At 70.7% G+C, this 11,083-nt stretch carries 10 protein-coding genes; 9 read left to right on the top strand and 1 reads right to left on the bottom strand.

The annotated features are described in order from the left end of the window. From CQZ88_RS13765 to CQZ88_RS13780, 4 genes are all read left to right on the top strand, one after another. Positions 1–1,440: helix-turn-helix domain-containing protein (locus CQZ88_RS13765; protein WP_258008589.1), on the top strand; the 1,440-nt coding region annotated here is incomplete at its 5' end. A 100-nt stretch (positions 1,441–1,540) separates the two neighbouring features. Beyond that, the gene (locus tag CQZ88_RS13770; protein ID WP_006947089.1) at positions 1,541–3,040 is read left to right on the top strand and encodes an aldehyde dehydrogenase family protein; all 1,500 of its coding nucleotides are present in this window, start codon (positions 1,541–1,543) and stop codon (positions 3,038–3,040) included. Between the two features lie 34 nt (positions 3,041–3,074). After that, positions 3,075–4,187 (top strand): NDMA-dependent alcohol dehydrogenase, encoded by a 1,113-nt coding sequence (locus CQZ88_RS13775; protein WP_006947092.1) that lies wholly within the window; start codon positions 3,075–3,077, stop codon positions 4,185–4,187. 155 nt (positions 4,188–4,342) lie between these two features. Then, positions 4,343–4,609 (top strand): GlsB/YeaQ/YmgE family stress response membrane protein, encoded by a 267-nt coding sequence (locus tag CQZ88_RS13780; RefSeq protein WP_006947094.1) that lies wholly within the window; start codon positions 4,343–4,345, stop codon positions 4,607–4,609. A gap of 53 nt (positions 4,610–4,662) precedes the next feature. Here the strand turns inward: CQZ88_RS13780 and CQZ88_RS13785 are convergent, their stop codons facing one another. Next, positions 4,663–5,301 (bottom strand): TetR/AcrR family transcriptional regulator, encoded by a 639-nt coding sequence (locus CQZ88_RS13785; RefSeq protein WP_102799906.1) that lies wholly within the window; start codon positions 5,299–5,301, stop codon positions 4,663–4,665. 115 nt (positions 5,302–5,416) lie between these two features. Between CQZ88_RS13785 and CQZ88_RS13790 the strand changes: the two genes are divergently transcribed. The 5 genes from CQZ88_RS13790 to CQZ88_RS13810 all read left to right on the top strand — a co-directional run. Beyond that, positions 5,417–7,024 (top strand): carboxyl transferase domain-containing protein, encoded by a 1,608-nt coding sequence (locus CQZ88_RS13790; RefSeq protein ID WP_029544938.1) that lies wholly within the window; start codon positions 5,417–5,419, stop codon positions 7,022–7,024. Between the two features lie 11 nt (positions 7,025–7,035). Then, entirely contained in the window at positions 7,036–9,108 is a 2,073-nt protein-coding gene (locus CQZ88_RS13795; protein ID WP_102799908.1) for an acetyl/propionyl/methylcrotonyl-CoA carboxylase subunit alpha, read from the top strand. A 9-nt stretch (positions 9,109–9,117) separates the two neighbouring features. Further along, complete coding sequence (locus tag CQZ88_RS13800; RefSeq protein ID WP_102799907.1) at positions 9,118–10,278, top strand: acyl-CoA dehydrogenase family protein; 1,161 nt, start codon at positions 9,118–9,120, stop codon at positions 10,276–10,278. Beyond that, on the top strand, positions 10,275–10,769 hold the full coding sequence (locus CQZ88_RS13805; RefSeq protein WP_006947103.1) for a MaoC family dehydratase: 495 nt from the start codon (positions 10,275–10,277) through the stop codon (positions 10,767–10,769). Before CQZ88_RS13800 ends, CQZ88_RS13805 begins: the two co-directional genes overlap by 4 nt. Before the next feature lie 9 nt (positions 10,770–10,778). Then, a partial coding sequence (locus CQZ88_RS13810; RefSeq protein ID WP_258008590.1) for an aldolase/citrate lyase family protein occupies positions 10,779–11,083 on the top strand: 305 nt, incomplete at its 3' end.

Consider the following 11,083-nt stretch of genomic DNA (forward strand, 5'->3'; position numbering starts at 1 on the left):
TGCCGGATCGTGGCCCGGCTGTTCGACGCGGCACCCATGCAGCGCGCCATGGAGGAGATCGGCGTGGTCCCCGGCGCGACCCTGAGCGAGGACACCTACGGCACCAACGCTCTCGGCACCCCGTTCGAGGTGCGGCAGAGCCTCGTGGTGCACGGCGAGGAGCACTACCTCGAGTCCCTCAAGGACTTCAGCTGCTACGGGCACCCCCTCGTGCATCCCGTCACCCGCCGCATCGAAGGCATCCTCGACATCACCGCCGCCGGCAAGATCGCCAATCCGCTGTTCGTGCCGTTCCTCGCCCGCGCGGCCCGCGACATCGAGGCGCGGTTGCTCGAGGGGGCCCGCGAATCGGACCGGCGGGTGGTCGATGCGTTCCAGCGGGCCGCGCAGCAGCGCGGCGTCGCGGTCGCGGCCATGGGTGAGGACATCATGCTCACCAACAAGGCCGCCGTGGAACTGCTCGTGCCCGCCGACCACGCGGCGCTGCGCGCGATCGCGGTCGACCTGCCGGCGGGGGAGTCCCGCACGATGGACTTCGCGCTGTCCGCCGGCGGGCGCACCCGGTTGCGGATCGACCGCATCCCGGGCATCGGCAGCGGGGCGCTGTTCCTGCTCGACGCCGCCGCCGCGCGGGAACCCGTGCCCCGCAGCGACGTCGCGCAGGACGCGACGACGCGGCTGCGGCAGCGGCTCGGACGGCTGCGCGAGCGCACCGGTGGCGTGGCGATCCTCGGCGAGCCCGGGAGTGGACGGACCTGGGCCGCAAGGGAACTCGTACGTGACACCGTCACCTTCCTCGACGCCGCCCGGATCGTCGGCGAGGGCGAACACGAGTGGGCGGCCGGGCTGCTGTCGGTCGCCGCTGCGGCGGACGGCGGCGTCGTGGTCGTCGAACACGTGCACCTGGCGCCGGATCCGGTGCTGGCGCTGCTCTCGTCGATGCTCTCCGACCCGGCCGCGGCCCGCCTCGTGCTCACCGCGGACCCCCTGGACGACGTCCGCCCGACGGTGCGAGAACTGTTGGCGCGCTGCCCCGGTCAGGTCCGGGTGCCCGCGCTGCGGCAACGGATCCGGGAACTCGGCGACCTGGCCTCCGCGCTGGCCCGGGAACTCGACCGGCCGGACCTGCGCCTGGGCCCCAGTGCCCTGACGGCGCTGTCGGAACGCTCGTGGCCCGGCAACCTCGCCGAGCTGCGGGCGGTGCTGGCCGCCATCCCGGAGCGGGAGTCCCCGCTGCCGGTGCGGGTGGAGGATCTGCCGGTCGAGTACCGCGCGACGAGCCGGGTCTCGCGCCTGGGCGGGCGCGAGCGCGCCGAGCGGGAGGCCATCATCGAGGCGCTGCGCGAGAGCGGCGGCAACAAGGTGCACGCCGCGGCGCGGCTCGGCATCAGCCGCACCACCCTCTACAGCAGGATCCGCGCACTCGGCATCGCCGGCTGACCGTCGTATGCGCATGTGCGCACTGTCCAATCCTTGAACAGTTCCCGCGGGCCTGCCCGAAGCAGTATGACCCGTGTCACACTACTTCAGGAGGTTGGGCATGACAGCTGTTGCCGAGCACACCGTCGCTCCGCGGGTCCGGGAGTTTCTCTCCGGGACCAGGCAGCTCTACATCGGCGGCGAATGGGTCGACGCCGCCTCGGGCCGCGTCTTCGCGACCTACGATCCCGCGACCGGGGACAAGCTCACCGACGTCGCCCACGGCGCCGCCGAGGACGTCGACCGGGCCGTGCGGGCCGCCCGCAAGGCGTTCGACGAGGGCCCCTGGCCGACGATGAAGGCCGCCGAGCGCGAGCGCATGATCTGGCGGGTCGGTGATCTGCTCACCGAACGTGCCGAGGAGTTCGGCCAGCTCGAGGCCCTCGACAACGGCAAGTCCGCCGTGATCGCCGCGGCCGTGGACACGGCGTGGTCGGCGGACATCTTCCGCTACTACGCCGGGTGGGCCACCAAGATCGAGGGCAGCACGGTCAACGTCACGATGCCGTTCGTGCCCGGCGGTGAGTTCCACGCCTACACGCTGCGCGAGCCGGTGGGCGTGTGCGGGCTCATCGTGCCCTGGAACTTCCCGCTGTTGATGGCCGCGTTCAAGCTCGCGCCGGCCCTGGCCGCCGGCAACACGGTCATCCTCAAGCCCGCAGAGCAGACCCCGCTCACGGCGCTGCTGCTCGCCGAGATCTTCGAGGAGGCCGGCTTCCCGCCCGGCGTGGTGAACATCGTGCCCGGCTTCGGCGACGCCGGCGCCGCGCTCGCCGCCCACGACGACGTCGACAAGATCGCCTTCACCGGGTCCACCGAGGTGGGCAAGAAGGTCGTCGACGCCGCCAAGGGAAACCTGAAGAAGGTCTCTCTCGAACTCGGCGGCAAGAGCCCGAACATCGTCTTCGCCGACGCCGATTTCGACGCCGCCGTCGCCGGATCGCTCGATGCGTGGCTGTTCAACCACGGCCAGTGCTGCGTCGCCGGCACCCGGTTGTTCGTCGAGCGTCCCATCTTCGAGAAGTTCACCGAGGCCGTCGCGGAGGCGGCGAGCAAGGTGAAGATCGGCCCCGGTCTCGACCCGGCCACCCAGCTCGGCCCGCTGGTCTCCCAGGAGCAGCTGGACCGGGTCACCGGCTACCTGCGCCAGGGCCTGACCGACGGGGCACGCGCCCTCACCGGCGGAAAGCGCTGGGGCGACAAGGGCTTCTTCGTCGAACCGACCGTGCTGGTGGACGTGCAGCCCGACTTCAGCGTGGTGCGCGAGGAGATCTTCGGTCCCGTCGTCGCCGCCATGCCGTTCGACGCCGACGAGGGCATCACCGCCGCGGCCAACGACTCGATCTACGGGCTGGCCGCCGGCATCTGGACCCGGGACCTGTCGAAGGCGCACCGCACCGCGCGGCGGCTCAAGGCCGGTTCGGTGTGGATCAACCAGTACAACGGCTTCGACACCGCGATGCCGTTCGGCGGGTTCAAGCAGTCCGGGTGGGGACGCGAGCTCGGCGCGGGAGCGCTGGACCTCTACACCCAGACCAAGGCCGTGAACATCGCCCTCTGACCCCCGTCACCCGCCACCCTCAAGGAGAACAACGATGAAGACCAAAGCCGCAGTCCTGCTCGAGACCGGCAAGCCGTTCGAGATCATGGAACTCGACCTCGACGGCCCGGGCCCCGGCGAGGTGCTGATCAAGTACACCGCGGCGGGCCTGTGCCACTCGGACCTGCACCTGACCGACGGGGACCTGCCCCCGCGCTTCCCGATCGTCGGTGGCCACGAGGGTTCCGGCATCATCGAGGAGGTCGGCCCTGGCGTCACCAAGGTCAAGCCCGGTGACCACGTGGTGTGCAGCTTCATCCCGAACTGCGGCACCTGCCGGTACTGCTCGACGGGCCGGCAGAACCTGTGCGACATGGGCGCCACCATCCTCGAGGGCTGCATGCCGGACGGCTCGTTCCGGTTCCACTCCGGCAGCACCGACTTCGGCGCGATGTGCATGCTCGGCACGTTCGCCGAACGCGCCACCATCTCGCAGCACTCGGTGGTCAAGGTCGACGACTGGCTCCCGCTCGAGACCGCCGTGCTCGTCGGCTGCGGTGTGCCGTCCGGTTGGGGCACCGCGGTGTACGCCGGGGACGTCCGTGCCGGGGACATCGTCGTGATCTACGGCATCGGCGGCCTCGGTGTCAATGCCGTCCAGGGTGCCGTGCACGCGGGCGCCAAGTACGTGGTGGTCGTCGACCCGGTGGAGTTCAAGCGCGAGACCGCCCTGAAGTTCGGTGCCACGCACGCCTTCGCGAGCGCCGCCGAGGCGGCCGAGAAGGTCAACGAGCTGAGCTGGGGCCAGGGCGCCGACGCCGCCCTGATCCTCGTCGGCACCGTCGACGAGGAGGTCGTCTCGGCGGCCACCTCGATCGTGGGCAAGGGCGGCACCGTCGTCATCACCGGCCTGGCCAATCCCGAGAAGCTGACCGTGCACGTGTCCGGAACGGAACTGACCCTGTTCCAGAAGACCATCAAGGGCTCGCTGTTCGGCTCGGCGAACCCGCAGTACGACATCGTGCGGCTGCTGCGGCTCTACGATGCCGGCCAGCTGAAGCTCGACGAGCTGGTCACCCATCGCTACAGCCTGGAGGAGGTCAACCAGGGCTACCAGGACCTGCGGGACGGCAAGAACATCCGCGGCGTCATCGTCCACGACGCCTGATCGTGGGGTGCGCCTCGCCCGCCGGGCGGGGCGCACCTCCGGGACCGCGCAACTTTTTGCAGAAGATTCACCGGAATTCACCCGAAGTGCGCATATTCCGCGCACCCTGTGGCATACCGTCCCCACGGTTCGATGTTCCGAGAGAGGAGCCCGTGATGGGAGAAATCATCGGCACGATCATCTTCGGCGCGGTCATCGGTGTGCTCGCACGCCTGGTGATACCGGGGAAGCAGGCGATGGGATGGCTCATCACCATCGTCATCGGCATCATCGGTGCCCTGCTCGGCTACTGGATCTGGGGCATGATCAGCGACCAGGGCGACACCGAAGGTATCGACTGGATCCGCTGGATCATCAGTATCGCCGTGGCCGCGGTGCTGACGCTGGCCTACACCTCCATGACGAGGAGCAGGGTCCGGTAACAGCGGCGAAACGGGACCCCGTCCGGAGATCCGGACGGGGTCCCCGTGCCTGTTCAGGTCCCGGCGTCCTCGGTGCCCGGCCGATCGGCGCCGAGCGCGGCCAGGGTCATGCGCCGCAGGACCGCCCGGGTCGCCGCGGGAGAGGACCGGTCGGCGCTGTGCGGCGTCGAGTTGATGAGCCCGAACGCCGCGTGGGCCATGGTCCGAGCGTCGGACTCCCCCAGGGCGGGGTCGAGCCGGCGCAGCACGCCCACCCACAGCTCGACGTACCGCCGCTGGGTCTGGCGCACCTCCCGGCGGGCGTCCTCCGGGAGGGACTGCAGCTCCCGGTCCTGGACGCGGATCAGGTCCGGCTCCCCGAGCGCGAAGTCGAGGTGGAAGTCCACGAGCCGGTCGAGTGCGCGCCGGGGCTCGTCGGTGTGGTCGATCACGTCGGTACCGCCCGCCAGCAGGCGGCGGCTGATGTCGACCAGGAGCTCGACGAGCAGCGCGTCCTTGTTGGGGAAGTGCCGGTAGACGGCGGGACCGCTGATGCCCACCGCCGCGCCGAGATCCTCGAGGCGCACGCCGTTGAAGCCGCGCTCGGCGACGAGCCGTGCCGCGGCCTGCAGCAGTTGCCGCCGCCGGTCGGCCTTGGCCCGGCCGCGCGCGGTGAGCAGCTGCTCGTCGGTGTCCGGCTTCAGCTCGGTCATCGGCCGCACCCTTCCTTCCTGATGTGGTCTGGACAACTCAGTTAATCACAGCTAACCTTATTTTCAGTTATCGAGTATTAACTCAGGCGTTCACCCCCATGGCGAGGACGGTACTGTGACAACCCCCCCAACGACCGCTCCGCGGACCTACCGCGACCAGCACGTCCAGCTGGTCGCCGAGCTGCGCGACAAGCTCGCGACCGCCGCCCTCGGCGGCAGTGAGAAGGCGCGGGATCGGCACGTCGCCCGCGGCAAGCTGCTGCCCCGGGACCGCGTCGACGCCCTGCTCGACCCCGGCAGCGCGTTTCTCGAGATCGCGCCGCTGGCCGCGAACGGCATGTACGACGACGAGTGCCCGGGCGCGGGCATCATCGCCGGCATCGGCCGGGTGTCCGGCCGCGAGTGCGTGATCGTCGCCAACGACGCCACCGTCAAGGGCGGCACCTACTACCCGATCACGGTCAAGAAGCACCTGCGGGCGCAGGAGATCGCGCTGCAGAACCAGCTGCCCTGCCTCTACCTGGTCGACTCCGGCGGGGCGTTCCTGCCGCGGCAGGACGAGGTGTTCCCCGACCGCGAGCACTTCGGCCGCATCTTCTACAACCAGGCCACCATGAGCGCCAAGGGGATCCCGCAGATCGCCGCGGTGCTGGGCTCGTGCACCGCCGGCGGCGCCTACGTGCCCGCGATGAGCGACGAGGCCGTCATCGTCCGCAACCAGGGCACCATCTTCCTCGGCGGCCCGCCGCTGGTGAAGGCCGCCACCGGCGAGGTCGTCACCGCGGAGGAACTCGGCGGCGGCGACCTGCACTCGAAGGTCTCCGGTGTCACCGACCATCTCGCCGAGGACGACCGCGACGCGCTGAACAGGGTGCGCGACATCGTCGCCACGTTCGGGCCCCGCAACCCCCGGCCGTGGGACGTGGCGCCGACCTTCGCGCCCGCCGCGGATCCGGCCGAGCTGTACGACGTGGTGCCCACCGACCCGCGCACCCCCTACGACGTGCACGAGGTCATCGAGCGCATCGTCGACGGCGACCCCGCCGGGCCCGGCTCGAGCTTTTCCGAGTTCAAGGCCGAGTACGGCAAGACCCTGGTCACCGGCTTCGCCCGGATCCACGGCCACCCGGTCGGCATCGTCGCCAACAACGGCGTGCTGTTCGGTGAATCCGCCCAGAAGGGCGCCCATTTCATCGAGCTGTGCGACAAGCGCTCGATCCCGCTGCTGTTCCTGCAGAACATCTCCGGCTTCATGGTCGGCCGGGACTACGAGGCCGGCGGCATCGCCAAGCACGGCGCCAAGATGGTCACCGCCGTCGCGTGCGCGCGGGTGCCGAAGCTGACCGTCGTCGTCGGCGGCTCCTACGGCGCCGGCAACTACTCGATGTGCGGGCGGGCGTACTCGCCGCGCTTCCTGTGGATGTGGCCCAACGCCCGCATCTCGGTGATGGGCGGCGAGCAGGCCGCCTCCGTCCTGGCGACGGTGCGTTCGGAACAGCTCGACGCGTCCGGCACCCCGTGGACCGCCGAGCAGGAGGAGGCGTTCAAGGCGCCGATCCGCGCCCAGTACGAGCACCAGGGCAACCCCTACTACTCGACCGCGCGGCTGTGGGACGACGGCATCATCGATCCCGCCGACACGCGGGAAGTTCTCGGCCTGGCCCTGTCGGCGTGCGCGAACGCACCCCTCGAGCCGGTCTCCTACGGCGTCTTCCGGATGTGAGGCACATGAACATGTTCGATACCACCGGCCGAGCCGGGATGTTCCATACCGTACTGGTGGCCAACCGCGGGGAGATCGCGGTCCGGGTGATCCGGACCCTGCGCCGCATGGGCATCCGGTCCGTCGCCGTGTACAGCGACGCCGACGCCGGCGCCCGGCACGTGCGTGAGGCCGACACCGCGGTGCGCCTCGGCCCCGCCGCCGCGCGCGAGAGCTACCTCGACATCGCCAAGGTGATCGACGCGGCCCGGCGCACCGGTGCGCAGGCGATCCACCCCGGTTACGGCTTCCTGTCCGAGAACTCGGGCTTCGCGCAGGCCTGCGCCGACGCCGGGATCGTGTTCCTCGGCCCGCCCGCCAAGGCCATCGAGGTCATGGGCGACAAGATCACCGCCAAGAACGCCGTCGCCGCGTTCGACGTCCCGGTCGTGCCGGGCATCTCCCGGCCCGGCCTGACCGACGACGAGCTGATCGCCGCGGCCGGCGACATCGGGTACCCGGTGCTGATCAAGCCGTCCGCCGGCGGCGGCGGCAAGGGCATGCGCCTGGTCACCGAATCCGGTCAGCTCGCCGAGGCGCTCGCCTCCGCGCGGCGCGAGGCGGCCTCCGCGTTCGGTGACGACACCCTGTTCCTCGAACGGTTCGTGCAGCGCCCGCGGCACATCGAGGTGCAGATCCTCGCCGACACCCACGGCAACGTCGTCCATCTCGGCGAGCGTGAGTGCAGCCTGCAGCGCCGCCACCAGAAGGTGATCGAGGAGGCCCCGTCGCCGCTGCTCGACGAGGCCACTCGCGCCCGGATCGGGCAGGCCGCGTGCAACACCGCCCGCAGCGTCGACTACACCGGCGCCGGCACGGTGGAGTTCATCGTCTCCGCGGACGCGCCGGACGAGTTCTTCTTCATGGAGATGAACACCCGCCTGCAGGTCGAGCACCCCGTCACCGAACTGGTCACCGGACTGGACCTGGTGGAGTGGCAGGTGCGCGTCGCCGCCGGCGAGGCGCTCGGCTTCGAACAGGACGACATCACCCTGACCGGGCACGCGATCGAGGCCCGCGTCTACGCCGAGGACCCCGCCCGCGGATTCCTGCCCACCGGCGGCACCGTCGTCGGGCTCGACGAACCCGCCAACCAGGCCGGCACCGGGGTGGGCATCCGCGTCGACTCCGGGCTCGAGGTGGGCACGGTCGTCGGCAGCGACTACGACCCGATGCTGTCGAAGGTGATCGCGCACGGACCCGACCGCGCCGCCGCGCTGCGCCGGCTCGACCGGGCCCTGGCCGAGATCGCGGTCCTCGGGGTGGTCACCAACATCGACTTCGCCCGCTTCCTGCTCGCCGATCCCGACGTGCAGGCCGGCAACCTCGACACCGGGCTGCTCGATCGCCGCCTCGACGACTACACCGCCCCGGACACCCCCGACGCGGTGCTCGTCGCCGCGGCCGCGCACCGCTGGCTGCGCCGCTGGCCCGCGACGTCCACGACGTCGGCAGTGGACCCGTGGGACCGGCCCACCGGCTGGCGGGTCGGAGGACCCGCGCCGACCACCGTGCGGCTGCAGACCCCCACCCGCACCGATCACGTGCACCTCACCGGCACCCCGGAGGCCGCCACCGCCCGGGTCGAGGACGGCCCCGAGCGGGCACTCACCGCCCGGCTCGACGCCGGCCGCCTCGCCGTCACCCTCGACGGGGTGCGCTCGGAGTTCCTCGTCGCCGAGGGCGACGGGCAGCTGTGGCTCGCCGGTGACGGCGGCACCTGGCCGGTGCGCGAGGCCCGCGAACCGAACATCCGCGACGCCGACGCCCACGCCGGCGAGGCCGAGCTGACCAGCCCGATGCCCGGCACCGTCATCGCCGTCCCCGTCGAGAACGGCGCCACCGTCACCGCCGGCAGCACCGTCGTCGTCGTCGAGGCGATGAAGATGGAACACGCCCTGACCACGCCCGTCGACGGCACCGTCGAACTCCTCGTCGCCCCCGGCGACCAGGTCAAGGTCGACCAGCTCCTCGCCCGCGTCGTCCCCGGCAGCGGAGTTCCCACCCACTCCGTTCCCGCCCCCACCGACACCACCGACAGCTAGGACACCCCGATGACCGACTACCTCTCCACCGGACAGCTTCCCGAGGACTACCGGGACCTGAAGAACACCGTCGCCGACTTCGCGCAGACCGTCGTCGCACCCGTCGCCGCCGAGCACGACGCCAACCACACGTTCCCGTACGAGGTCGTCGCGGGCATGGCCGAACTCGGCCTGTTCGGGCTGCCGTTCCCCGAGGAGTACGGCGGGCAGGGCGGAGACTACTTCGCGCTGTGCCTCGCGCTCGAGGAACTCGGCAAGGTCGACCAGTCCGTGGCCATCACCCTCGAGGCCGGCGTCTCGCTCGGCGCGATGCCGATCTACCGCTTCGGCACCGAGGAGCAGAAGCAGAAGTGGCTGCCGCAGCTCGCCGCGGGACGGGCGCTGGGCGCGTTCGGCCTGACCGAGCCCGGCGCCGGCAGCGACGCCGGCGGCACCAAGACCACCGCCAAGCTCGACGGTGACCAGTGGATCATCAACGGCAGCAAGCAGTTCATCACCAACTCCGGCACCGACATCACCGAGATCGTGACCGTCACCGCCGTCACCGGCGAACGCGACGGCAAGAAGGAGATCTCCACGATCGTCGTGCCCACCGACACGCCCGGCTTCGTCGCCGAGCCCGCCTACAACAAGGTCGGCTGGAACGCCTCGGACACCCACCCGCTGAGCTTCACCGACGTGCGGGTGCCGGCGGAGAACCTGCTCGGCGAGCGCGGCCGCGGCTACGCGAACTTCCTGCGCATCCTCGACGAGGGCCGCATCGCGATCGCCGCCCTGTCCACCGGCGCGGCGCAGGGCTGCGTCGACGAGTCCGTCAAGTACGCGAAGGAGCGCGAGGCGTTCGGCCGTCCCATCGGCCGGAACCAGGCGATCGCCTTCAAGATCGCCCGGATGGAGGCACGGGCCCATGCCGCCCGCGCCGCCTACTACGACGCCGCGGCCCTCATGCTGGCGGGCAAGCCGTTCAAGAAGCAGGCTGCCATCGCCAAGCTGGTCGCGTCGGAAGCGGCGATGGACAACGCGCGCGACGCGACGCAGATCCACGGCGGCTACGGCTTCATGAACGAGTACGCGGTGGCCCGGCACTACCGGGACAGCAAGATCCTCGAGATCGGCGAGGGCACCACCGAGGTCCAGCTCATGCTCGTGGCGCGGGAGCTCGGCCTGTGAGCGCTCAGCGACGCGTCACCCAGCGGGGACTGTGGTTCGAGGAGTTCGAGGTCGGCACTGTCTACGAGCACCGCCCCGGGCGCACCGTCACCGAGGCCGACAACGTCGCGTTCACCACGATGACGATGAACACGCAGGCGCTGCACCTCGACGCCGCCTACAGTGAGGGCACCGAATTCGGTGAGCGCCTGGTGAATTCGATGTTCACCCTGTCCACCCTCGTCGGATTGTCGGTGGCGCAGCTGACCCAGGGCACGATCGTCGCCAACCTCGGCTTCTCGGAGATCAAGTTCCCCGCGCCGGTCCGCCACGGCGACACCCTGTACGCCGAGACCCTGGTCACCGACAAGCGCGAGTCCAAGTCCCGTCCGGGGCAGGGGATCGTCACGCTCGAGCACACGGCCCGCAACCAGCACGGCGACGTCGTCGCGGTCGCGGTGCGCCAGACACTCGTGCAATGCCGGCCCGCCGACGACACGCAGAAGGGATAGGGGACAAGCATGGGTTCCGTCGACTCCGTGGGTGGTCCGGCGTGGTTGTTCTGTCCGGCCGATCGTCCGGAGCGGTTCGGTAAGGCGGCCGCGACGGCGGATGTGGTGATCCTCGATCTCGAGGACGGGGTGGCGCCGGGGGACAAGGACTACGCGCGCCGGTGCCTGCAGGACACCCCGCTCGATCCGGCCCGGACGGTGGTGCGGCTCAACCCGGCCGGCACGGCCGACCACCTCGCCGATCTCGAGTCCCTCGCGAAGACCCCCTATTCCCGCGTGATGCTGGCCAAGTGCGAGTCGGCGCAGCAGGTGAC

It is taken from the genome of Rhodococcus sp. ENV425 (assembly GCF_002887785.1).
In the GTDB taxonomy this organism is placed as follows: Bacteria; Actinomycetota; Actinomycetes; order Mycobacteriales; family Mycobacteriaceae; genus Rhodococcus; species Rhodococcus aetherivorans.

What these genes read in the sequence shown, in the direction of transcription:
- CQZ88_RS13770 (WP_006947089.1), top strand. Translation starts at nt 1,541, where the DNA reads ATGACAGCTGTTGCCGAGCACACCGTCGCTCCGCGGGTCCGGGAGTTT.
- CQZ88_RS13775 (WP_006947092.1), top strand. Translation starts at nt 3,075, where the DNA reads ATGAAGACCAAAGCCGCAGTCCTGCTCGAGACCGGCAAGCCGTTCGAG.
- CQZ88_RS13800 (WP_102799907.1), top strand. Translation starts at nt 9,118, where the DNA reads ATGACCGACTACCTCTCCACCGGACAGCTTCCCGAGGACTACCGGGAC.
- CQZ88_RS13780 (WP_006947094.1), top strand. Translation starts at nt 4,343, where the DNA reads ATGGGAGAAATCATCGGCACGATCATCTTCGGCGCGGTCATCGGTGTG.
- CQZ88_RS13785 (WP_102799906.1), bottom strand. Translation starts at nt 5,301, where the DNA reads ATGACCGAGCTGAAGCCGGACACCGACGAGCAGCTGCTCACCGCGCGC.
- CQZ88_RS13795 (WP_102799908.1), top strand. Translation starts at nt 7,036, where the DNA reads ATGTTCGATACCACCGGCCGAGCCGGGATGTTCCATACCGTACTGGTG.